This window comes from Marinobacterium sp. xm-d-564 (genome assembly GCF_013283345.1).
Lineage (GTDB): Bacteria > Pseudomonadota > Gammaproteobacteria > Pseudomonadales > Balneatricaceae > Marinobacterium_E.
Genome location: NZ_WBYO01000001.1, coordinates 357,140 through 380,078, shown reverse-complemented (window position 1 = coordinate 380,078; position 22,939 = coordinate 357,140). Strand labels below are relative to the sequence as shown.

Below are 22,939 nucleotides of genomic sequence, written 5' to 3'. Positions count from 1 at the left end.
GAGACACTGTTTATGAATCGAGATCTTTCGTTACTGCAGCCTTATCCCTTTGAAAAACTGGCAAAGCTATTGGGCGGTCTAAAACCACCTCAAGAGATGGAGCACATCTCATTGGGCATCGGTGAACCGAAACACCCAGCCCCTGAGTGTGTGACTAAGGTGTTAAACGAAACCGTCGATCTTGTTGCAAACTACCCAACGACCAAAGGCAGTGCCGAGCTTCGCGATACGATTGCCGCTTGGGCCACACGACGCTTCAAACTTAAAAGCGATAGCCTGACTGGAGAGCAGAACGTGCTACCGGTAATGGGTACTCGTGAAGCGATCTTTGCTTTCACTCAGTGTGCAGTCGATCGCAAACCTGGGGCTTTGGTACTATCACCGGACCCTTTCTACCAGATCTATGAAGGGGCTGCTTACCTAGCGGGAGCAGAGCCTTACTTCTTACCCACTCTGGCTGAAAATGGGTTTATTCCAGATTACGATTCGATCACTGATGATATTTGGGAACGTTGTGAGCTGCTATTTATCTGCTCACCCAACAACCCAAGCGGTTCAGTCCACTCTGCAGAGACCATCAAAAAGCTGATCGCGCTAGCGGATAAATTCAACTTTATCCTAGCCTCTGATGAGTGCTATTCCGAGATCTATTTTGACGAAGCGAACCCACCCGTAGGTCTTCTAGAGGTCTGTGCACAACTTGGCCGTCACGATTACAAAAATTGTGTCGTATTCCACAGTCTTTCAAAACGCTCCAACCTGCCTGGACTTCGCTCAGGTTTTATCGCCGGTGATGCCGCTCTAATCAAGCCGTTCCTGTTGTTCCGCACCTACCATGGATGTGCGATGCCACTTCAGGTTCAGAAAGGCTCCATTGCTGCTTGGAATGATGAGACTCACGTCCAAGATAACCGTGAACAGTACCGTCAGAAATTTGCGGCCGTTCTTGAGATTCTTGCACCGGTTATGGATGTCAAAATGCCGGATGCTAGCTTCTACCTTTGGGCGAAGACACCGATCGATGACGACGCTTTTACCGCAGGACTGTTTGAACAACAAAACCTAACAGTGCTACCCGGTCGTTACCTATCGCGTGAAACCGATGCAGGTCTCTACCCTGGTGCCGGTTATGTTCGTATGGCACTGGTAGCAACGGTTGAAGAGTGTGTCGAAGCGGCTTGGCGAATTCGCCGTTACATCGAGTCGCTGTAAGGATGGCTATGAACCTTTACGGCATTCCAAACTGCGACACGGTAAAAAAAGCGCGCAAGTGGCTCACTGATCAGGGTGTGGAGTTTACCTTCATCGACTTTAAAAAGAGCCCACCCACAGTTGAACAGATTAAGCAGTGGGTTGACGCGGCCGGTATTGAGGTTGTCCTAAACAAACGCGGTACAACCTGGCGCAAGTTGGACGATGCCACAAAAGCGATTACAGATGAGTCTGTATTGATCAATTTGATGAGCGAACAGCCCAGCATGATCAAACGCCCAATTTTTGAATTCAATGGTCAGATTGAGGTCGGTTTTACCCCTGATACTCAATCGGCATTAACGATTTAACACGAGGATATAGAGATGACTAATTTTGCATTTGGCCTAGGTGTAGGTACTAAATCAGCGGCTGGCGACTTGCTAGAGGTCTACTACAACCAACCACTGCTTAATGCAGACTCAGCACTGGTTAATGCTGCAGGTAAAGCCGTGGGTTACACCGGTGGCAACGCTGCGATCGAGGTAGATGCCGCTCAGCTAAAAGCTCTAGAGGCTGCATTTTTGAGCGTTGGCGCTGAAGATCAAGCCGAGATTGTCGAGGTTCTTGAAGGAACCGCACAGCCCGTCATCTTGACGATCCTTGAATCTGACGATGCACCAACGACCACGGCTGAAGTCTACCTTAAGCTGTCATTGATCTCGCACCGTCTCGTTAAGCCTCACGGCCAGAACCTAACCGGTATCTTTGGTCTGCTACCGAACATCGCCTGGACGAACGAAGGTCCAATCGCGGTCGATGAGCTCTCTAAGCGCCAGCTAGCCGCTCGTGCACAGGGTCGCATGCTTCACGTTCACTCAGTCGACAAGTTCCCACAGATGGCGAACTACGTTGTGCCAACGGGTGTTCGTATCGGTGCCGCATCTCGAATCCGCCTAGGTGCTCACGTAGGTGAAGGCACCACTGTTATGCACGAAGGCTTCATCAACTTCAACGCAGGCACTATGGGTGTCAGCATGGTTGAAGGTCGTATCTCTGCCGGCGTCGTCGTAGGAAACGGCTCAGACCTAGGCGGTGGTTGTTCGACTATGGGCACTCTCTCTGGCGGCAACAATGTCATCATCTCTGTTGGTGAGAACGCACTGCTAGGTGCCAATGCAGGTCTAGGCATTCCACTAGGGGATCGCTGCACACTGGAAGCGGGCCTCTATGTAACAGGCGGCTCGAAAGTGACCATTCTTGATGACCAAAACAACGAAGTAACCACGGTTAAAGCGTCTGAACTGGCTGGCAAGTCGGATCTACTGTTCCGTCGTAACTCACAAAACGGCCGTATCGAAGTTAAAACAAACAAGTCAGCAATTGAGTTGAATGAAGAGCTACACGCTCACAACTAATCCTGAAAGACAAAGGTAGATAGAAGATGACTCAGCGCTCCGCCACTCTCGAACTTGCTTGCGATCTAATCAGCCGCCCTTCTGTTACCCCAGAGGACGCAGGTTGCCAAGCAATGATGTGTGAGCGCCTTGAAGCGCTGGGCTTCACTATCGATCACATGCCGTTTGAAGAGGTGACCAACTTCTGGGCACGTCGTAACCAAGAGGGTCCTGTACTCTGTTTCGCTGGACACACAGACGTCGTACCAACCGGCCCTATTGAGCGCTGGAAAACGCCACCCTTTGAACCGACCATCATTGATGGGCAGCTGCACGGGCGCGGCGCGGCGGATATGAAAGGCAGTATTGCTGCCTTCATGACGGCGCTGGATCGATTCGTTGCTAAACATCCGGATCATAAAGGCTCTATCGCCCTTCTGATTACCAGTGATGAAGAGGGTCCTTACGTCAATGGCACAACGCGAGTCATTGACACATTGGAAGCTCGCAACGAGAAAATCACCTGGGCGATTGTGGGTGAACCATCGAGCACAACCTTGGTTGGCGATGTCATCAAGAACGGTCGTCGTGGATCCCTTGGCGCCACCCTCAAAGTGAAAGGGGTTCAAGGCCATGTCGCCTACCCTCATCTGGTTCGCAACCCCATTCACGAATTCGCGCCAGCATTAGCCGAACTGTCACAAACCGAGTGGGATCAAGGCAACGACTTCTTCCCACCCACCAGTTTTCAAGTCTCTAATATCAACGCAGGCACCGGTGCGACCAACGTTGTACCTGGCGAAGTCGAAGTAAAATTCAATTTCCGTTTCTCAACTGAGGTGACTGACACTGAACTGCGAACGCGTGTTGAATCGATTCTAGAGAAGCACAAGGTTGAGTATGAAATTGAGTGGAACCTATCGGGTCAGCCTTTCCTAACGGCAGCCGGTGATCTCGTCGATGCGGCTCGTGATGCCATTCGATCGGTCACAGGCCGAGAGACCGAACTATCGACCAGCGGTGGTACATCAGACGGTCGCTTTATCGCTCCGACAGGTGCACAGGTGGTTGAGCTAGGTCCTGTTAATGCCACCATTCATAAGATTGATGAAAACGTTTCTGTCGCCGATCTAGACACCCTCTCCGAGATTTATGAACAGGTCATGATCAACCTGTTGACTGACGCCTAACATGGAGCTGATCTGCCCTGTCTGTCAGGAGCGACTATCACTCAACGAGCAAAAGAAAACGCTCCGATGTGATAACAATCACAGCTTTGATCGAGCCAAACAGGGCTACTGGAACCTGCTTTTAGTGCAAAACAAACGCAGTAAGGATCCTGGTGACAACCCCGAGATGATTGCTGCGCGAAGTGACTTCTTGAATGCCGGCTATTACGCCCCAGTCTCAGACACTTTGAACGAACTAGCTCGGCAATATACTGACACCCACCCAAGCGTTATCGATTTAGGCTGCGGCGAAGGCTACTACACCCTCGCACTGCAAAACACCTTAGATCAGGCCGAGATTCTAGGCTTAGATATTTCCAAACACGCCATCAAAGCGGCCTGCAAACGCTCGAAGTCAATCACCTGGGTGGTTGGATCATCAGCTAACATCCCAACAGAGAATCACAGCTTAGATCTCGCTGTCATCGTATTCAGCCGCATACTCGGCGAGCCTATCGCAAACGCCCTGAAAGAAGATGGACACTTAATCATTGCCTATCCAGGCGAGCGCCACCTCTACTCACTGCGCGAAGCGATCTACGATGAGGTGCGAGAAACCGACTCTTCACCCGAAAGCGCTTTAGGTACACAGTTCGAACGCATTGATGAGCGACGTGTTCATTTTGAGATTGAACTCACCTCACGCGACGCACTGCATAACCTATTTATGATGACCCCCCACGGCCAACGCGCAGCAAAACAGCTGGCTGATTATCAACAATTCACGACCGAAGTGGATATTCATCTCGCAGTTTTCAAGAAAAGCGCCTAAATTACCCCTATACCCTGTCATTCGCGTTAAGGAACAGTGATGAGCGAGCAACGCCACCCCGACATCGAGGTCTACGTCAAAGAGCGCACAGCCCAACAGATCCTAGAGTGGGTCCAAACACTCGGCACCCTGACAACCGATAAGAGCACTAAAGAGTCGATAAAATCTAAGCTCCTCATCGGCGATGTTGAAATCCCCGTTTTGATTCAACAGCGTGTTATCGGTAAAGCGTGGAGCTCTGTTTGGTTTGATAGCAGCGAGACACCCTGGGCAACCGATCTCGAATGTGCGCATCAAATCGCGAAAGAGATGGAGACTCAAACTCGCTGTATCGCCTCCGGCTGGCAAGAGGGAGATGAGCCCGATGAGTGGTATAAAGTCCACCAGGGGGTCGAGGAGAAAATTGTATGGAATACGAACTAAAACAACCTGCACTACTCCACGCTCTTTTGCTAGATGGTCAGGGCGGTGCTATTGCACTGAATTCTGAACAGATCTCTCAGCGGAGTGAGCTTGACGGTGAAGTTTGGATACATTTGGACTACACCGAAAAAGAGAGCCACACCTGGCTAGAGGAGCACTCAGGTCTATCGCAATCAGCGATCGATACCCTTCTAGCTGATAAGGTTCGTCCAAGAACAACCAGACTCGATGATGAACTGCTCATCGCATTGCGAGGGGTCAACTTAAACGTCAATTCTGACCCTGAAGACATGGTCTCTATACGCCTTCTTCTTAAACAGAATTATCTCATCACGACACGCAAGCGTCGCCTACAATCTGTGACACAACTGGTTGAACAGCTCCAACAGGGCAAAGGTCCACACACCCTCTCGGATCTGATCACAGAGTTGGCAGACGGTCTGACAGAACGTATTGGTCGTTTAGTAGAAGAGTTAGATGTGCGGCTTGAATCCCTTGAAGAGCAACTGGAGCAGCAGGGCTCAAAGAGCCTGCGTGAACCGCTGGCAGAGATGCGTACGACTAACGCTCGACTCAAACGTTATTTAGGCCCTCAAAAAGAGGCTCTGACACAATTGATAGCCTCTAAGAGCACTCTTCTCAATGACGATCATCGCGCCTCGCTGTTTGAGACGAATGACCACCTCACTCGTCATATAGAAGATCTAGACATGTTGCGAGAACGCGCAGGTGCGGCACAAGATAGCATCATGGCCCAGCTGTCAGAGCAACTGAATGAGCGTCTATACCTTCTCGCCATCATCTCAGGACTCTTTCTACCCTTAGGATTTTTAACCGGTCTACTCGGAGTAAATCTTGGTGGTATACCCGGTGCTGACAACAGTTCAGCGTTTTTCATTTTCCTAGCGGCTCTATCGGGTACGACCGGCTTACTGGTCTACCTACTTAAGCGCAAAGGCTGGCTCTAATGGGCCGTTGGCGTCCCCCTGCAGAGAAGAGCTCCCCCTACATTACCAAAGAGGGGTATGAGCGCTTGAATGCAGAGCTAAAACATCTGTGGAAGGTAAGGCGCCCCGAAGTCACACAAGCTCTCAAAGAGGCCGCTGCTGAAGGAGACCGCTCAGAGAATGCTGAGTACATCTATCGTAAAAAAGAGCTCAGAGAGATCGATAGGCGCGTCCGATACCTCGCTAAACGTATGGATCACTTTAAAGTGGTCGAACATCTGCCAGAACAACGCGATACCGTCTTCTTTGGTGCCTGGGTGACCCTGGTTGATGAAGAGGATAACGAGATTGAGTACCGAATTGTCGGAGCCGATGAGATCAACCCTAAACTCGGTTATATCAGCGTTGACGCCCCACTGTCGCGAAAACTGCTAAAGCGTCAACTGGGCGAAGAGATAGAGCACAATACACCAGACGGAAGAACACTCTGGTATGAGATATTGGCGATACGATATGAGTAGCAAGAAATGGTGGGTCGTATAGGATTCGAACCTATGACCAATTGATTAAAAGTCAACTGCTCTACCAACTGAGCTAACGACCCTGAACAGGTAATGTGAGATTTGTGAGAATGGTGGGTCGTATAGGATTCGAACCTATGACCAATTGATTAAAAGTCAACTGCTCTACCAACTGAGCTAACGACCCACTCCAAATCTCGGTTTGGCTCCTCGAGCTGGACTCGAACCAGCGACCAATAGATTAACAGTCTACTGCTCTACCAACTGAGCTATCGAGGAATAAACCTTGGACATCCTAATGGCGGAGGGACAGGGATTCGAACCCTGGGAGCCTCTCGACTCGTCGGTTTTCAAGACCGGTGCTTTCGACCACTCAGCCATCCCTCCGTTAGGATGGGCGCAGATGTTACCGTCCTCAGTTTTTCTGTCAACCATTAGCCACAAAAAATTCACAAAAAAGTGAAAAAAAGTTCTTTTTTGATCACCCAATGATCAGTTTGTTCAAGGATTGATCAGACAAGCGACATAAATCGGAAATCTTCCAACAAACGCCTTAGCGAATTGTGATGAATGTCAGTACTTGCAGCGACCGCCCTGTGATAGGATTCGACTAACAATTTCTACATTGAGTAACGCTATGTACAACATTCCTCAGGTCAATCTTCGGGGCAAAGTATCCGATATCGAGTGGCAAACGCGCATCGATTTAGCCGCAGCCTACCGACTGGTCGTACTGCATGGTTGGGATGATCTTATCTATACCCACATCTCGGCACGCATCCCAGGTACAGAAGAGCTACTGATCAACCCGTTCGGCCTACGATTCGATGAAGTAACCGCTTCCAATCTGGTCAAGATCGACATTGATGGCAATAAAATCGATCCAGACTTTCCGTACGACATTAACCCTGCAGGTTTTACCATTCACAGCGCGGTGCACCTTGCACGTCACGAAGATCAGTGCGCATTTCACTTGCATCACCCCGATCTGATAGCAGTTGCGACTCGCAAAAAGGGACTACTGCCATTAAGTCAGTACTCAGCCTTTGCGCTAGCCAGCATCGCCTACCACGAGTACGAAGGTTTGGCGGTTAACCCAGAAGAGATAAAGCGTCTTCAGGATGATCTTGGCACCGCCAACTTCTTCATGTTGCGAAATCATGGTGCGCTGACAATGGGCAAAACCATTGGCGACGCTTTCATGCACATGTACGACCTGATTATGGCCTGTGAAGTACAGGTCAAAATGCAGCATAACGCGACTGATATTGTTCCTGTTCCACAAAGCGTGATCGATGGCATCAAAGCCCAGGCAAATGTCGTACATACCGGAACAACGGGTGGCCAAAAAGCTTGGCCAGCGATGCTACGAAAAGTTAAACAAGCTTACCCAGAATTTGATCAATAATTATTAGAGTTTAAGCAATGAAAATCACCGAAGTAGAGATTTTTGATATTCACTGTCCAGAGCGCCCGCCCTGGAACCCTGTCTTTGTCCGCATTCATACCGATGAAGGTATTCACGGCCTCGGTGAAGCGGGCCTCGCCTACGACTGGGGACACAGTGCAGCGGCCGCAATGGTTAAAGAGATCGCCGAAGCGGTTTTGATCGGCTTTGACCCGTTTAAGACAGAGCTTTTATGGTCACGCATGCTACGTGAGAGCTTCTGGGGACTTGGCGGAGGCCCTGTTCTCTATTCGGCGATGAGTGCCATCGACACCGCACTGTGGGATATCAAAGGTAAAGCACTGGGTCTGCCTGTTTACCAACTTCTCGGTGGTAAGACGAATGACAACCTGCGCACCTATGCCAGCCAACTACAGTTCGACTGGGATAAAGATTGCACCAAGATGCTGACGCCTGCTGATTACGCCCGTGCGGCCTCCAAGGCGATGGCAGAAGGCTATGATGCCGTTAAAGTCGATCCGATCGTCTACGATGCTAACGGTGATTCAAGCTTTGACCGCACCAAGCTCTTTAAACCAGCACAGATGAAGCTGTTTGGGGATCGACTGCGTGCCATTCGTAACGAAGTCGGTGACGAAGTCGACATTATCTTCGAATCACACTCTTTAATGGGTGCCGCATCGGCCATCCAGATGGGTAAAGTGATCGAAGAGGTGGGCTGCATGATGTACGAAGAGCCGGTGAACTACCTCAACTCTAAAGTGCACAAAAAAGTATCCGAGGGTGTTAACGTGCCCATCGCAGGGGGTGAACGCCTATATCACCGCTGGGATGTTCGTCAGTACTTTGAAGATCAATCGATCGATGTACTTCAGCCTGATGTCGGCCTCTGTGGCGGCTTCACTGAAGCTAAGAAGGTGTGTGACTACGCCGATGTCTACGACATTCGCATTCAAGCCCACGTGTGTGGTGGACCCGTAGCAACCGCCGCGTCACTGCAACTGGAAGCGGCGATACCTAACTTCCTTATTCACGAGCACCACACCTATGCCATCAAATCGTGGAACCGTGAGCTCTGTATTCAGGATTATCAGCCAGTAAACGGTAAGTTCAGTGTTCCAGACCTTCCTGGTATCGGCATTGAACTGAACGATGAGATTGTCTACCGCTCACCGAATGTGAAGGTTAAGTAGTCAAATAGAAGACTAGAATCGGTAGATCTCACGCGCGTTGAGGTCTACCAACTTTTCAATTGGCAAACTTGCCTCTTGCAACACTCGCACAACCATCGACCAATAGTCGCTATAGCTCATAGAGAGTGTAATCAGAGGAAAGTTGGAAGCGACCATCACCCTACTCTCACCAAAAATCGAAACGACAGTTTCAATCGTCTGCTTAAGTGTTTTTTCGGTAAACGACCGATCGAGCATTTCAAAGCCAGAACATTTCACTTTTAGATTAGCCAATCCAGATAGCTTTTTAAGTCCAGCCAGCCACATCTCACTCTCTGTCTCAGGCAAAGCAGATGAACCGAAACCCTGATGGTTCAGAACAACTTGAAGTGCAGGAAATTGTTTAAAGAGATTAAACACCTTATCAACATCATCGAGCTCGGTAACATCAAACTGCAGTTCAAAGATAAGGTCAGCCTGCTCTAAACTTCGCAAATTAAGCAGGGTATTCGGGCTACTAAGAATCGTATCTAGCTGATCATCAAAAATATCTCTAACTCCAACAAGTGAAGTGCGTTTAGACAATTCAGATAGCTGCTGATTAAACTGGTCAGGGCTTACACAAAGATCAACACAACCCACTGTCTTGATGGGCAGCGCTGCTTGAGACTCTACCCAATCAACCTCCAACCAAGATTTTGAATTATTAAAGCCCGCCTCTATATGAGAGTATCCAGATAGGCTTAGCCCATCAGATAGAAACAGATCAGACGCTCCAAAATCCCTGAGTAGTTTCGATTTATCAGGCCAGTATGGGGCTGAGTTTGGCTGCAACCAACCATACTCACCTTCAGCAAGATTAAACAGATGCAGGTGCGGATCAGTAATATTGATCATTAGCGCGTGGTGTATCCGCCATCAATCGGCAACATGGCACCGGTGACAAAACCCGCCTCATCACTGGCCAAGTAAGCCACCATTGCGGCCACCTCATTAGGTTGCCCAATGCGCCCGATAGGCTGCTCATTGGCCTCTGCCTGATGCACTTCATTGAGATCTGAACCTGAGCGAGCACAATAGGCTTCAACCGCTTTGGTGTAGAGCGGCGTCTCGATCGTACCTGGGCAGACAATATTGGAGCGGATATTAAACTGGGCGTAATCGATTGCAGTGGTTTTGGCGAGTGAGGCCAGAGCGTGCTTGGTCATGTTGTATGCACAGGAGTTCGACTTAGCGACTGACGATTGATCTGAACCGATAAAAATGATCGAACCGCCCTGCTCTTTCATGTGCGGCACAGAAGCTTGAACAAGCGAGAAGGCACCCTTCACGTTCAGATCAAACATCGAAATAAAATCCGCTTCGCTCGTCTGTTCAATATTAGCGGATAGATGACGCCCAGCGTTGGATACAACCACATCGATGCTGTATTGATCGGCAATATGATTAACAGCGTTCGTTACCTTTTGATGATCCGTCACATCGCAGATCAACGTCTCGCCAACGGCGCTTGGGCTGATGTCGAGGTTAAATACCCTATCGCCCAGCTCAGCAAAGCGCTCTGCAATCGCCAAACCTATCCCCGAAGCACCACCTGTAATCACAACTGTTCGCTGCATAACTCACCTATCTAGATTGATGAGCCATTGTAACCAGCCAGTGCCAGACAGGTCTATAAACCTGTCTGGCACTGTTTGATAAGGGTTTAGCTATATATTATTTGGCCAACCAAGCCTCTAGATCGTCAGCTCCACCCACTCGCTGACCGTCAATGAATACCTGAGGGGTGGTTCCCTGACCAGTAACAGCGGCTAGTGTCGAGTAACTTAGTCCTTTCGCACCTAGGTTGATCTCTTCGTAGCTTAAACCAGCATCACTCAATGCTTTCTTAGCACGTGTACAGTGTGGACATCCTGGTTTGGTAAACACAGTGACGCGTTTAGGCTGCTCCGCATTGGCGTTGATGTAATTCAACATAGTGTCAGCATCGGACACTTGGAATGGGTCACCTGGCACATCCGGTTCGATGAACATCTGCTCGATGACGCCATCTTTAACCAGCATCGAGTAGCGCCAGCTGCGCTTACCAAAGCCAAGATCCGCTTTATCAACCAACATACCCATGCCGTCGGTAAACTCGCCATTTCCATCAGGAAGCATGTAGATATTCTCTGCACCCTGATCCCCCGCCCAAGCATCCATCACAAATGGATCATTCACTGATAGGCAGATGATGCTATCCACACCCTCTTTGGCGAAGACAGGAGCCAATTCGTTATAGCGAGGCAAATGGGTGCTTGAACAGGTCGGTGTAAATGCACCTGGTAATGCAAACACAATGACCGTTTTACCCATGAAAAGATCATCTGTTGTGACTTTAGCCCATTCGTTATTGTCACGAATTGGAAATGTAACCTGTGGGACTGTTTGTCCTTCTCGATTCATCATGGCTTGACTCCTTTTATGTAAAGCTCGTTCGTTTCGATAGATTTAGAATATGAGAAACAGTGCCTTTAATAAAATTAATTAAAACTAACCACTCCATAATTAAAACCTATAGCAACAATAAATAGAGAGCCCTGTTGCCTAATCTGATAGAATCGCGCCATTCATTTATGTAGGAACTTTGCGTGTTTAGCGAACTCGATATCAGTGATCGTATCTTAAAAGCGATCGACCAAATGGGCATTACTCAACCCACCCCAGTGCAACAGGAGAGCATCCCTGTCGCGTTAGAAGGTAAAGACCTTCTGGTTGGTGCAGAAACAGGCAGCGGTAAAACACTCGCTTTTGTTGTGCCACTGCTACAAAAGCTGCTCGATACGCCTAAACCTCGCTCGGGCACACGCGGACTGATTCTGACCCCTACACGAGAGTTGGCTGAACAGGTCGAAAATATGTGCGCCGAGCTAGCGGCATTCACACAAATTCAGGTTCAGAGCGTATGTGGCGGTGAAAACTGGTCAAACCAGGTTGCTCGCCTACGTAAAAACCCAGAAATTTTAGTGGGCACACCAGGTCGCTTGAAAGAGCACCTTGAGCGCAACACCCTCGATTTTGATGATCTTGAGTACCTTGTTCTTGATGAAGCCGATCGCATGCTCGACATGGGCTTTAAAGATGAGATGAGCTTTATTATTGATGCCTGCCCTACAGAGCGTCAGACGCTACTGCTCTCTGCAACGCTCAACCACAGCAAACTTCAAAGCCTGATCAATGTTGGTCTCAAAAAGCCGGTTCGATTGCAGCTAGCGACTGCACAAGATGCTGTTGAGACGATCACACAGCAGATGATCCTAGCTGATCACCCTGGTCACAAAGAGAAGATACTACTTTGGCTGCTAGATAACGAAGAGCATGAGAAAGGGATTATCTTCTGTAATACCCGTGCCTTTGCAGAGCAGCTTGGTACTAAATTACAACGTGAAGGTCGTCGCATCGGCATTCTTCATGGCGAGATGGAGCAGCCGGAACGTAAACGTATTCTCCAGCTATTCAGAGATGGCCGCATCAACCACCTAATCGCAACCGATGTTGCTGCACGTGGATTGGACATTGAAGGTGTCGACCTCGTCATCAACTTTGATATGGCGCGTAAGGGTGACGAGTACGTTCACCGTATCGGCCGCAGTGGTCGACAGGGACGCAAAGGTTTGGCCATCAACCTGATCATGTCGAACGAGTGGAACCTATCCGCGACCATCCAGCGCTACCTTAAGGTGACGTTTGAGATGCGATCCATTGCGGGACTGAAAGGTCACTACAAGGGACCTGAAAAAGTTCGTAAGAACGGCCGTGCAGCGGGTACTAAAAAGCGCAAAGAGTCTGATAAACGTAAGAGCAGCGATAAGCCTAAGGTTAAACAGCGCGCTCGCGATAAGAAGGATATCGGCAAGCGTCGTCAACCAGCAGCTGCTGCATTAGGCGATGGCAATGCACCAATGATGCGCCGTAAGACAACGGGACTGGATCCAAACGACTGATGAAACAAGCACTGCCCTCTTTCTATCTGAGCCACGGCTCACCGCTTGATGCATTGGTGTTCGGGGAATCTGAACAGCAGCGCCTTGATGAGCTAGCAAAATACCCGCAACCCAAGGCGATACTCATCATGTCGCCCCACTGGTTTACTGGCGGGATTAAACTGACCTCATCACTCCAGCCTGAAACCATTCATGATTTTTACGGTTTCCCTGATGAGCTGTTTGCCATTCAATACCCTGCCAAAGGGGATTTAGAGTTGGCGATTTACACGCAGTCGCTACTCACCTTTGCCGGTTATGAAGTGGAGTTGGATACACAACGCGGTTTAGACCACGGAGTCTGGGCCCCGCTTAGACATCTCTACCCAGAGGCAGATATTCCGGTTGTGGCTCTCTCTATGCCAAGAACCAGCACGCCTGAATCACTCTACAAAATGGGGTATGCACTGCGTTCCTTAAGACAAGAGGGTGTGCTCGTCATTGGATCCGGCAGCACGACCCACAATCTAAGAGATGTTCGCCAACCGGGTCAGCCTGAGTACGTAACCGTGTTTACCGACTGGCTAAAAACTCGACTGGAAAAACGTGAACTGGCCACTCTACTAAACTACCGTTCAGTGGCCCCTTATGCCCAAGCCGCCCACCCCACTGATGAACACCTTATCCCGCTCTACTTCGCACTGGGTGCGGCCGGTGATGAGTGGATCAATCTAAAACATATGAACGACGAAGTCCGACACAGTGCTATCGCCATGGACTCTTGGATGTTTGGCATCAATGCTGAGTAAGCTGTTTAAATCAAACATCGACAGACTCAAAAAGGCTCTACTCAAAGAGGATCTCAAAGGCTTTAGGGAGATCCTAAACCGAGTCGACCCTGCTGATCTATCAGCTGCATCCACACAGCTCATTGAAGCGACGATTAACGAGTCCGCACCTGACTATCTAGAGTTACTTCTGCAGAAACTGCAGATCGCTGACACTGAGACACTGCTCAATTACGGGCTATTAGCCTGCACTACTGAACAGCCGACCAAGACCCTAAGAGTGTTATTAAAAGAGGGGTTAAATCGCATCTCCAACCAACAACTCAATCAGCTGAGTACGTTTATTGTAAATAACAGAGAGAGTGATCGAATGGCCCTGCTCAGTCTAGTGTCACAACATGGCTGTGACCTCAACGGTGCGACTGAAGCGGCTATATTCGCAGTTAAAAACGAAGATAGAGAGCTGATTAAGTTTCTGATTGAGTCCGGTGTCAAACTGAACGAGCAACAGTTAACTGAAGCCTCTGAAACCTTTCAAAGCTACGCCAGCCGCATTATGGCTGACAAAACATTGAGAGACAGTTGGCTTTAAATCCAACTAAGATTTAACCACAGACCTCACAAGTTGCTCGCTTAGATAACTTCAACGTTTGAAATTGCATCGTCTTGGCATCAATAAGCAGTAACCGCCCTTCTAAAACCTCGCCGATGCTAGCCAACACTTTGAGAGCTTCCGCTGCTTGAATCGTACCGACCATACCGACAAGTGGGGCAAACACTCCAGAGGTTGAACAGTTTTGATCAACATTGGCATCCGCAGGATAGAGGCACTGATAGCAAGGTGTTTCAGGGTGGCGAGGATCATAAACACTGACCTGCCCTTCAAAACGAATCGCAGCACCTGAGACCAGAGGCTTACCGGCCTTAAAACAGGCTCGATTTAGAGCATGGCGGGTATGGAAGTTATCGGTACAATCAACGACCAGATCCACACTACTGACGGTACGTTGCAACAACTCACCGTCTAATCGATCAGTGATCACGCTGACCTGGGTATTGGGATTGATTTCAGCAATCTGCGCTTGGGCCGACTCCACTTTAAACTCACCCAATCGTTGATGCGTATGGATCACCTGACGCTGAAGGTTGCTTAGCTCGACTCGATCATCATCAGCCAATACCAACTCCCCCACACCCGCCGAAGCTAAATAGAGTGCAACTGGGCTGCCTAACCCACCCAAGCCAACGATCAAAACTTTGGCGTTTAACCAAGCCTCTTGACCGGCCGCATCGACTTCCGGCAACAGAAGGTGTCGGCTGTATTGCAATAACTGTTCATCATTTAACATCAGACTCTCCAACAACCACCGGTAATTCTGGGATTACCCCCATAATCTTGCCGTGTTTCAACCTGTTCAAATCCAACCTGTTTGAGTTTATTGGCCACCTGCTCCGCTTGATCATAGCCATGCTCTAGTAGTAGCCAACCGTCACCCTTCAAATAGGCTGGAGCTGTCTCAATAATATAGAAGAGATCGGCAAGCCCTTCATCCTCGGCAGTCAATGCCGTTAGGGGCTCAAAGCGGACATCACCTTGCTCTAAATGAGTATCTTTAGGATCAATATAGGGTGGATTTGAAACGATTAAATCGTATTGACCGGCCAAAGGTTCAAACCAAGAACCGGATAGCACCGTTAAATTAGAGGCGCCTAAACGAACTGCGTTTCGTCTTGCCAACTCAGCAGCCTCTGCAACGAACTCCACAGCACTCACTTGCCATGCAGGGTTTTCCAGCGCCAACGCGATGCCGATAGCACCCGTACCCGTACCCAGGTCGACTGCCGATGCTTTCGAATTGAGAGGCAACTCAAGAGCCCACTCAACCAAAGTTTCGGTATCAGGACGAGGGATTAACGTGTGTTGATTGACCTCTAGATCAAACGACCAGAAACCACGTCGCCCCGTTAAATGAGCGACAGGAGTGCCCTGTGACCGTTTAACTAAGAGTGAATCAAACTGGCTAAGCTGCTCTGCTGTCAGCTCTTTTTCAGGCCAAGTTCTAAGATAACTGGGGCCTTTTTGTAGGACAAAGCAGAGTAGATGTTCTACATCGACGCGGGCAGAGTCTGATTTCAGCTCTGCCGATTTCGCTAGGGCCTCGTCGATGCGCATCAATTAATCGTCAGACAGCGCCGTTAGCTGCTCTGCCTGATACTCCTGCATTAGCGTATTGAGAACCTCATCCATATCACCCTGCATCACCTCATTTAGTTTGTAGAGGGTCAGGTTGATACGGTGATCGGTCAGACGACCCTGAGGGTAGTTGTAGGTACGAATACGTTCTGAACGATCGCCCGATCCAACCAAGCTTTTACGGGCGCTGGCCTGTTCAGCTTGCACCTTATCGATCTCTGCCTGCTGCAGGCGTGAGGCGAGCAGCGCCATCGCTTTAGCACGGTTTTTGTGCTGCGAACGCTCCTCCTGACACTCAACCACAACACCCGTTGGGATGTGCGTAATACGGATTGCGGAATCTGTTTTGTTGACGTGCTGACCACCGGCACCGGATGCACGGAAGGTATCAACACGCAGGTCCGCTTTGTTGATATCGATCTCAGCCGACTCATCCATCTCAGGCATGACAGCAACGGTACACGCAGAAGTGTGAATGCGTCCCTGGGATTCGGTTTCAGGCACACGTTGCACACGGTGCGCACCCGATTCGAACTTCAGTCGAGAGTAAACGGCATCCCCGATAACACGGGTGATGATCTCTTTGTAACCGCCATGTTCACCCTCATTCGCACTGATGACCTCTACCCGCCAACCGATCTTCTCGGCATAGCGTGAGTACATTCGGAACAGATCACCAGCAAAAATAGCCGCCTCATCACCACCAGTTCCCGCTCGAATTTCAAGAAAGACGTTACGACCATCATTAGGGTCTTTGGGCAGCATCAAAATTTGTAGATCGGCATCAAGCTGCTCTTCTAGTGCTTTCGCCTCTTTGAACTCCTCTTGCGCCATCTCTTTTAGATCAGCGTCGTCCTCTTCCATCATCAGAAGCGCGGTCTCTTGATCCTCTTTCGCCTGATTCCACTGATTAAACGTGGCAACGATAGGCTCTAGATCCGAATATTCACGTGAGTAATCACGGAACTGATCTTGATTGCTAATAACACTCGGATCGCTCAGCAGAGCCGACAGCTCTTCAAAACGATCAACCAACGACTCCAGTCGCTGACGTATGGATTCTTTCATTTTTAATTTCCGACGCTAATCTTTCGATTGCGGATTGAGTTGAAACAGCTCTTGAACCGATCGCTGCAGATCGTCACGACCCTCGGCAGACGCTTTGCGCAACTGCACACTTGGCTCGTGTAAAAACTTGTTGGTTAAACCATTCGCTAAACGCTTTAGCACCTCTTCAGGTGACTTACCGTTTTGCAGTTGCGATAGCGCCTTCTCTAGCTCTTCATCGGCTATGCTCATCTGCTGCTGTCGAAGAGCAGTCAATGTATCGACGGCATCCAGCTCACGCAATTGACGCATGAAGAGTTCGGCACCCTGTTCAATGATCGCCTCAGCCTCTTGCGCGGCCTCCTGACGTGAGCGCTGATTCTCTTCGATCACCTCCGTCAGGTCATCAACGGTGTAGAGGTACACATCCTCAAGATCACCCACCTCGGCTTCGATGTCACGAGGAACGGCAATATCCACCATAAACATAGGACGGTGGCGACGAACCTTGAGCGCACGCTCAACACTGCCTTTACCCAAAATAGGCAACTGCGATGCCGTAGAGGTAATCACGATATCAGCGTTAGGAAGCTCATCAGGTATAGAAGCAAACTCAACCGCTTTACCATCCACCTCATCAGCCAATGCCAGTGCACGAGATAGCGTTCGGTTCGCGATGGTAATCGATTTAATTCCAGCATTCTTTAGGTGTCGAGCCACCAGCTCGATGGTTTCACCGGCACCAATCAGTAGCGCTCGGCTATCCGCCAAATCGGCAAAAATGTGCTGCGCCAGGCTAACTGAAGCATAGGCAACAGAGACTGGGTTCTGTCCAATACTGGTCTCGGTTCGAACCTGTTTGGCCACAGAAAAAGTCTGTCTAAAGAGTCGACCTAACTCTGCGTGCGCTCGTCCCGCCTCTTGCGAGACAGAGTATGAGTCTTTCAACTGCCCGAGGATTTGTGGTTCGCCCAACACCAAGGAGTCCAAACCCGATGCGACACGCATCATGTGACGTGCAGCACCTAAATCCCAGTGCTCATAGATACAGTTGGCGAGTTGTGACTTATCGACCTGGTGATAGTTGGCCAACCAGTTGAGCAACTGATCTGATCCATCACCCTCTAAACGGCAGTACAACTCTGTACGGTTGCAGGTAGAGAGTATCGCCACCTCTTCAAGTGAGGCCTCTTCACAGGCTTGCTTTACAGCATCAACCAAAGACTCGGGCGCAAAGGAGACACGCTCCCTGATCTCAACCGGAGCGGTTTTATGGTTAATCCCTAAAGCGAGTAAAGACATGAATCCCTTTTGAACCTAAATATTACAGGTCGCTAATAATACACGGTAAAGTCTAGGGAGCCTACAGTAAGTCCATGACATCTCAGGCTTACAATCAAATTCAGCATCAAGGCGGGTTTTTGAAGGCCTAGCGGGCTAAGTCGAGAAAGCACAACACAGAGGATGGATTTGATTGTAAGCCCCGTAGGGCGTGACCTGAAACATCCGTCTACAGCGTTGGATCGCTTACTAAGGACGACGGCCATTAGCTGCGCAATCCGCCTTGTATCTGAATGTTTCAGATCACGCTGAGAAATCATGGACTAACTGTAGGCTCCCTTAAGCCCTAGACCACTGTTTTTGTTCTGTTTTGCAGCTTATACACATGACAACACCCGATCGGTTTTCTATAGTGATGAGATTGGTAACCTAGGAGTTGAGATTTGAGATCGACATTATTCAGTGCATTGGCCCTTTCGGCTCTTCTAGCGGGTTGTACTCCTACAAAACCAAACAGCCCTTCAGAGCAGGCAGAACTTAAAAGCGCCGACTCGACTACCATCTATACACCGGGCGAACTAAACCAAGAGTCTTTACTTGATTTGATCAGCGCTGAGCTCTATGGTCAGAATCGGGACTTTGCTCAATCCCAAGCACTTTTTTACAAGCAAGCACAACTCTCGCAAAGCCCTGAACTGGCTGAACGCGCTACTCGCATTTCACAATTCATGCGTGATGCAGAGCTTGTCGAGCAGTCGGCAACACTATGGCAAACGCTCGATCCAAACAAAGCCTTACCCTTTCAAATTTTGCTTAACCTCTACTTTCAAGAGGGCAAAATCGATCAAGCGTTGGAGCTCCTAGCAAGCCGTTCCGAATTTAGTGCTGAGACTTATGGCCTGATCGAAAGCCACCGTGCAACCTTACAACCCACGGAACTCAATGCACTGTTCGATCTCCTTCAGCATCTAGGGCCAGAGCAACAACAAAAGCTACCCAATATTCTGCTTCAAGCGCGCATCCAACGCTCACTTCAGCAACCCAACAAGGCCATTGATCTACTTGATCAGGGGCTGGCCATTGATCCTAATAATGCTGATCTTACTCTGGATAAGGCACGCATCATTGGCATCGACCTTGAAGAGATCGCACGCGCACTGGATCTCATGCAGCCTGCACTTAAAGAGCATGCAGACCACAGAGAGCTTCAGGCTTTCCAAATTCGACTGCTTCTAATAGAGAGCCCAGATCAAGTCCCTAATCTAGTTGAGTCGGCCATCAACGAGAGTAATGAAGATCCACAACTGATCTACTACTACGCACTGTTACTGCTGGAAAACGAATTGCTCGACCCGGCTGAGCGTTGGATAGACCGCCTGATTGCCATGGATCCAGAGAACAGCGATATCTACCTCTACAAAGGGGCTATCGAGCAACAGCGTGGCAACACCGAAGCGGCTCTGATCGCTTACGGCAAGGTTAAATCAGGTGACAATTTACTAAACGCTTTTGCAAGAACCTTAGAGCTCATTGATCCAACAACATCTAGCAGTGAGTTAGAGGTGCGCCTAACGACGCTCATCAAACAAGATCCAGAACGTATAGAGCCTTTGACCCGCATCGCCGCCGAATGGTTACTGGATCAACAACGCAACCAAGAGGCGATCGATCTGATCGACGAACAGCTAAAAATTGTTCCACAAGCCAACTCGCTGATTTATGCGAAAGCGATCGCTTTTGAACCGATCAATCCTGAGCAGATGCTGATCAACCTTGAACTAGCACTCTCATTGGATGAAGAGAACCCAAGCCTGAAGAACGCTCTGGGCTACTCAATGCTGCTCTATTCAGACGATTTTGAGAGGGCCTTCAATCTGATTAAAGAGGCATATCAGTCAACCCCGGACGATCCAGCAGTCATCGACTCTATGGGATGGGCGTTTTATCTATCAAATAACTATGAAGAGGCTCTGATCTACATCGAACAAGCCTTTAAAGCTTTTCCCGACCCAGAAGTCGCTAAACACTATATTCAGGTACTGGCCAAACTGGAACGGATTGACGAAGCTAAGACATTACTGGACACTCTGCTTCAAGATCACCCTGAAAACCGTCATACCCTTGAGGCCGAGCAGTGGCTAAACAGCTTGTAAAACTTTTCATACTGATCAGCTCAATCGCGTATCTAAGCGGGTGCATAACAAAACCAGAACCTATTCCTGCACAACCGCTGACTGAACCCGTTCACCTCACCTTTAGTGTGAGCGGTAAACTCGGTGTACGTGGTGATCAGATCAGCGAAAGCGCCCGCTTTAACTGGACCCAAAACCAACAGACGTTCGACCTAGCGCTGATCGACCCCTTTGGCCGCCAGGTCATGAGGCTAACCGGCAATGATCGTTATGCAAAGCTCGAGACAGACGATCAACAGAGCTACGTAGCAGACTCTGCTGAATCCTTGATGCAGGAGTTGCTGGGCTGGCAACTTCCAGTAAACCATGCCCTTTACTGGATTCAAGGCAGACCCGATCCTAGACAACCCTTCGTTGCAAAAGAGCCGGGGCAATTTCTGCAAAACGACTGGCAGATCAGTACGCTCGCACAAACGACACTCAGTAGTGGCAAGACAGCACCGCGCAAGCTCAAAATGAGTCACACTCAACTGGATGTCACGTTAATCATCTCCAACTGGCAATTCCCACACTGATTCTGTGTAAAAAACAGTCAACAGGGGTTGATTTATAGCGCCTCTAATTTAAAATATGCGCCTCTTAAATTTAGTGGGAAACCACTGGAGAGCGCTAGGGGTATAGCCAAGTTGGTAAGGCACTGGATTCTGATTCCAGCATTCGTAGGTTCGAGTCCTGCTACCCCTGCCATTAATTACGATGACAGATCCTCAACAAACGACTTCATCATACATTTCTTTTGACAAAGAGCAGGACTACGACGTGTCTAAGATGATGGTATTTACTGGCAATGCAAACCCAGCATTGGCAGAACGTGTAGCAGAGCGCCTAGATTTGGATCTTGGCCAAGCGACAGTATCCCGCTTCAGCGATGGTGAAGTAAGTGTAGAGATTCAAGAGAACGTTCGCGGTAAAGACGTTTTCATCGTGCAGTCGACCTGCGCACCGACAAACGACAACCTAATGGAGCTTATGGTCTTCATTGATGCTATCCGTCGTGCGTCAGCAACACGTATCACAGCGGTAATTCCTTACTTCGGTTACGCTCGTCAGGATCGTCGTCCGCGTTCAGCGCGTGTACCAATCAGTGCTAAAGTTGTGGCAACCATGCTAACCAACGTAGGCGTTGACCGCGTTTTGACCGTAGATCTGCACGCAGACCAGATCCAGGGCTTCTTCGACATCCCTGTTGATAACGTCTACGGCTCACCTGTTCTTCTAGACGACATTAACGACCAGAACTATGACGATGTTGTGGTTGTATCACCAGACATCGGTGGTGTTGTTCGTGCTCGCGCAGTCGCCAAACAGCTTGATACGGATCTTGCGATCATCGATAAGCGTCGTGAGCGTGCGAATGAATCACAGGTTATGAACCTCATCGGCGACGTTGAAGGTCGTACTTGTATTCTTGTTGATGACATGTGTGATACAGCAGGCACACTGTGTAAAGCAGCAGCTGCATTGAAAGAGAAAGGCGCGAAACGCGTTGTCTCTTACATCACACACCCGGTTTTCTCTGGCCCAGCCATTGATAACATTGCAAATTCTCAGCTTGATGAGATGGTTGTTACTGACAGCATCCCACTAAGCGAAGCCGCGAAAGGCTGTAGCAAAATTCGCCAACTTTCACTGGCACCCATGTTGGCAGAAGCGGTACGCCGTGTCTGCAACGAAGAATCAATCAGCGCGATGTTCCGTTAAGAACAGCTGATTTTAAGAGCTTCGGCTCACTAAACGCCCTTCGGGGCAAACAAAGCTGTAGAGATCTGGTCGCGGGTCCCTGCAGTTTTTAAATTTATATAGGTATATAAAATGTCTAACTTCACTCTAAATGTAACTGCCCGCGAAGATCAGGGGAAAGGTGCGAGCCGCCGCCTGCGTCGCGCTGGCCAAGTACCAGCAATCGTTTACGGTTCAGCTGAGCCACAGAGCATCAGCCTAAGCGCAAACGAACTAAGTAAAGCACTACAAAACGATGCGTTCTACTCATCGCCAATCGCGCTAGACCTAGACGGTACTAAGACAGTTGTAATCATCAAAGATCTACAGCGCCACCCTGCGAAGCCTGTTGTTCTTCACGCTGACTTCCAGCGCATCGATGACAACCAGCGCATTAAGATCCGCGTTCCACTTCAGTTCGTTAACTTCGAAAAATCAGCGGCTGCTAAAGCATCTGCTAAATTCGCTGCAGAAACAGCTGTTGTAGAAGTAACTTGTCTAGCTAAAGACCTTCCTGAGTCAGTCTCTTGTGACCTTTCTCAGATCCAGACTGGTCAGATTGCTCACCTTTCAGACATCGCTCTGCCAGAAGGTGTTGAAATCGTTGCTCTGCGTCGCGGCGAAGACCACGACCAAGGCATCGGTTACTGTTACTCACCACGCGGTGCTAAAGTAGCAGGCTAATAGCCTAATACG

General features: G+C 49.3%; 24 protein-coding genes and 5 tRNA genes. 18 read left to right on the top strand and 11 right to left on the bottom strand.

The window, feature by feature from the left end:
* Positions 1 to 12: 12 nt before the first annotated feature.
* From dapC to greB, 8 genes are read left to right on the top strand one after another with little or no spacing between them, the layout of a single operon-like run.
* On the top strand, positions 13 to 1,212 hold the full coding sequence (dapC, locus tag XMD564_RS01990) for a succinyldiaminopimelate transaminase (RefSeq protein ID WP_173495247.1): 1,200 nt from the start codon (positions 13 to 15) through the stop codon (positions 1,210 to 1,212).
* A gap of 8 nt (positions 1,213 to 1,220) precedes the next feature.
* Positions 1,221 to 1,562 (top strand): arsenate reductase, encoded by a 342-nt coding sequence (locus XMD564_RS01985; protein ID WP_254445557.1) that lies wholly within the window; start codon positions 1,221 to 1,223, stop codon positions 1,560 to 1,562.
* Between the two features lie 15 nt (positions 1,563 to 1,577).
* Entirely contained in the window at positions 1,578 to 2,609 is a 1,032-nt protein-coding gene (gene dapD, locus XMD564_RS01980) for a 2,3,4,5-tetrahydropyridine-2,6-dicarboxylate N-succinyltransferase (protein ID WP_173480660.1), read from the top strand.
* A 26-nt stretch (positions 2,610 to 2,635) separates the two neighbouring features.
* Positions 2,636 to 3,778 carry a succinyl-diaminopimelate desuccinylase gene (gene dapE / locus XMD564_RS01975; RefSeq protein WP_173507715.1) on the top strand — a complete coding sequence of 381 codons (1,143 nt, stop codon included), beginning with the start codon at positions 2,636 to 2,638 and terminating at the stop codon, positions 3,776 to 3,778.
* 1 nt (position 3,779) lies between these two features.
* Positions 3,780 to 4,589, top strand: coding sequence for a putative RNA methyltransferase (locus tag XMD564_RS01970; RefSeq protein ID WP_173505624.1), 810 nt, complete (start codon positions 3,780 to 3,782; stop codon positions 4,587 to 4,589).
* Positions 4,590 to 4,628: 39 nt separating this feature from the next.
* Positions 4,629 to 5,012 carry a hypothetical protein gene (locus tag XMD564_RS01965; RefSeq protein ID WP_173480657.1) on the top strand — a complete coding sequence of 128 codons (384 nt, stop codon included), beginning with the start codon at positions 4,629 to 4,631 and terminating at the stop codon, positions 5,010 to 5,012.
* Positions 4,997 to 5,980, top strand: a complete 984-nt coding sequence (locus XMD564_RS01960) for a zinc transporter ZntB (RefSeq protein WP_173483543.1) — start codon at positions 4,997 to 4,999, stop codon at positions 5,978 to 5,980. Before XMD564_RS01965 ends, XMD564_RS01960 begins: the two co-directional genes overlap by 16 nt.
* Positions 5,980 to 6,480 (top strand): transcription elongation factor GreB, encoded by a 501-nt coding sequence (gene greB / locus XMD564_RS01955; protein ID WP_173507714.1) that lies wholly within the window; start codon positions 5,980 to 5,982, stop codon positions 6,478 to 6,480. The genes XMD564_RS01960 and greB overlap by 1 nt, the downstream gene beginning before the upstream one ends.
* Before the next feature lie 7 nt (positions 6,481 to 6,487).
* Here the strand turns inward: greB and XMD564_RS01950 are convergent.
* From XMD564_RS01950 to XMD564_RS01935, 4 genes are all read right to left on the bottom strand, one after another.
* A tRNA-Lys gene (locus XMD564_RS01950) sits at positions 6,488 to 6,563 on the bottom strand.
* A gap of 28 nt (positions 6,564 to 6,591) precedes the next feature.
* Positions 6,592 to 6,667, bottom strand: a tRNA-Lys gene (locus XMD564_RS01945).
* 16 nt (positions 6,668 to 6,683) lie between these two features.
* Positions 6,684 to 6,759 (bottom strand) — tRNA-Asn (locus tag XMD564_RS01940).
* A gap of 20 nt (positions 6,760 to 6,779) precedes the next feature.
* Positions 6,780 to 6,867, bottom strand: a tRNA-Ser gene (locus XMD564_RS01935).
* 250 nt (positions 6,868 to 7,117) lie between these two features.
* On the opposite strand from XMD564_RS01935, the gene XMD564_RS01930 reads away from it, so the two are divergent.
* Both XMD564_RS01930 and XMD564_RS01925 read left to right on the top strand, forming a co-directional pair.
* Positions 7,118 to 7,888, top strand: a complete 771-nt coding sequence (locus tag XMD564_RS01930; RefSeq protein WP_173480654.1) for a class II aldolase/adducin family protein — start codon at positions 7,118 to 7,120, stop codon at positions 7,886 to 7,888.
* A gap of 17 nt (positions 7,889 to 7,905) precedes the next feature.
* On the top strand, positions 7,906 to 9,081 hold the full coding sequence (locus tag XMD564_RS01925; RefSeq protein ID WP_173480653.1) for a mandelate racemase/muconate lactonizing enzyme family protein: 1,176 nt from the start codon (positions 7,906 to 7,908) through the stop codon (positions 9,079 to 9,081).
* Positions 9,082 to 9,093: 12 nt separating this feature from the next.
* Here XMD564_RS01925 and XMD564_RS01920 read toward each other — a convergent pair whose 3' ends face one another.
* From XMD564_RS01920 to XMD564_RS01910, 3 genes are all read right to left on the bottom strand, one after another.
* A complete protein-coding gene (locus XMD564_RS01920; RefSeq protein ID WP_173480652.1) occupies positions 9,094 to 9,957 on the bottom strand; it encodes an amidohydrolase in 864 nt (287 codons plus the stop codon).
* Positions 9,957 to 10,679 (bottom strand): SDR family NAD(P)-dependent oxidoreductase, encoded by a 723-nt coding sequence (locus XMD564_RS01915; RefSeq protein WP_173480651.1) that lies wholly within the window; start codon positions 10,677 to 10,679, stop codon positions 9,957 to 9,959. Before XMD564_RS01915 ends, XMD564_RS01920 begins: the two co-directional genes overlap by 1 nt.
* A gap of 97 nt (positions 10,680 to 10,776) precedes the next feature.
* A complete protein-coding gene (locus tag XMD564_RS01910) occupies positions 10,777 to 11,508 on the bottom strand; it encodes a glutathione peroxidase (protein ID WP_173507713.1) in 732 nt (243 codons plus the stop codon).
* Between the two features lie 182 nt (positions 11,509 to 11,690).
* Here XMD564_RS01910 and XMD564_RS01905 point away from each other — a divergent pair, with 182 nt between their 5' ends.
* The 3 genes from XMD564_RS01905 to XMD564_RS01895 are packed head-to-tail and all read left to right on the top strand — an operon-like array spanning position 11,691 to position 14,402.
* Positions 11,691 to 13,043: a DEAD/DEAH box helicase gene (locus XMD564_RS01905; protein ID WP_371740234.1), complete on the top strand. Its 1,353-nt coding sequence runs from the start codon at positions 11,691 to 11,693 to the stop codon at positions 13,041 to 13,043.
* Positions 13,043 to 13,831, top strand: coding sequence for a class III extradiol ring-cleavage dioxygenase (locus tag XMD564_RS01900; protein WP_173507712.1), 789 nt, complete (start codon positions 13,043 to 13,045; stop codon positions 13,829 to 13,831). Before XMD564_RS01905 ends, XMD564_RS01900 begins: the two co-directional genes overlap by 1 nt.
* Positions 13,821 to 14,402 (top strand): hypothetical protein, encoded by a 582-nt coding sequence (locus XMD564_RS01895; protein WP_173507711.1) that lies wholly within the window; start codon positions 13,821 to 13,823, stop codon positions 14,400 to 14,402. Before XMD564_RS01900 ends, XMD564_RS01895 begins: the two co-directional genes overlap by 11 nt.
* A 13-nt stretch (positions 14,403 to 14,415) precedes the next feature.
* On the opposite strand, the gene XMD564_RS01890 is transcribed toward XMD564_RS01895, so the two are convergent.
* From XMD564_RS01890 to hemA, 4 genes are read right to left on the bottom strand one after another with little or no spacing between them, the layout of a single operon-like run.
* Positions 14,416 to 15,159 (bottom strand): molybdopterin-synthase adenylyltransferase MoeB, encoded by a 744-nt coding sequence (locus tag XMD564_RS01890; RefSeq protein ID WP_173507710.1) that lies wholly within the window; start codon positions 15,157 to 15,159, stop codon positions 14,416 to 14,418.
* Entirely contained in the window at positions 15,159 to 15,983 is an 825-nt protein-coding gene (gene prmC / locus XMD564_RS01885) for a peptide chain release factor N(5)-glutamine methyltransferase (protein WP_173507709.1), read from the bottom strand. The genes XMD564_RS01890 and prmC overlap by 1 nt, the downstream gene beginning before the upstream one ends.
* Before the next feature lie 3 nt (positions 15,984 to 15,986).
* Entirely contained in the window at positions 15,987 to 17,072 is a 1,086-nt protein-coding gene (prfA, locus tag XMD564_RS01880) for a peptide chain release factor 1 (RefSeq protein ID WP_173480645.1), read from the bottom strand.
* A gap of 15 nt (positions 17,073 to 17,087) precedes the next feature.
* Positions 17,088 to 18,353, bottom strand: a complete 1,266-nt coding sequence (hemA, locus tag XMD564_RS01875; RefSeq protein ID WP_173507708.1) for a glutamyl-tRNA reductase — start codon at positions 18,351 to 18,353, stop codon at positions 17,088 to 17,090.
* A gap of 422 nt (positions 18,354 to 18,775) precedes the next feature.
* Here hemA and XMD564_RS01870 point away from each other — a divergent pair, with 422 nt between their 5' ends.
* From XMD564_RS01870 to XMD564_RS01850, 5 genes are all read left to right on the top strand, one after another.
* Positions 18,776 to 20,485 carry a tetratricopeptide repeat protein gene (locus XMD564_RS01870; RefSeq protein ID WP_173507707.1) on the top strand — a complete coding sequence of 570 codons (1,710 nt, stop codon included), beginning with the start codon at positions 18,776 to 18,778 and terminating at the stop codon, positions 20,483 to 20,485.
* A complete protein-coding gene (gene lolB / locus XMD564_RS01865) occupies positions 20,467 to 21,039 on the top strand; it encodes a lipoprotein insertase outer membrane protein LolB (RefSeq protein ID WP_173507706.1) in 573 nt (190 codons plus the stop codon). The genes XMD564_RS01870 and lolB overlap by 19 nt, the downstream gene beginning before the upstream one ends.
* A gap of 96 nt (positions 21,040 to 21,135) precedes the next feature.
* Positions 21,136 to 21,211: transfer RNA gene (locus tag XMD564_RS01860), tRNA-Gln, on the top strand.
* A gap of 72 nt (positions 21,212 to 21,283) precedes the next feature.
* Positions 21,284 to 22,225: a ribose-phosphate pyrophosphokinase gene (locus tag XMD564_RS01855; RefSeq protein ID WP_173480641.1), complete on the top strand. Its 942-nt coding sequence runs from the start codon at positions 21,284 to 21,286 to the stop codon at positions 22,223 to 22,225.
* A gap of 111 nt (positions 22,226 to 22,336) precedes the next feature.
* On the top strand, positions 22,337 to 22,927 hold the full coding sequence (locus XMD564_RS01850) for a 50S ribosomal protein L25/general stress protein Ctc (RefSeq protein ID WP_173480640.1): 591 nt from the start codon (positions 22,337 to 22,339) through the stop codon (positions 22,925 to 22,927).
* The last annotated feature ends 12 nt before the right edge of the window (positions 22,928 to 22,939 follow it).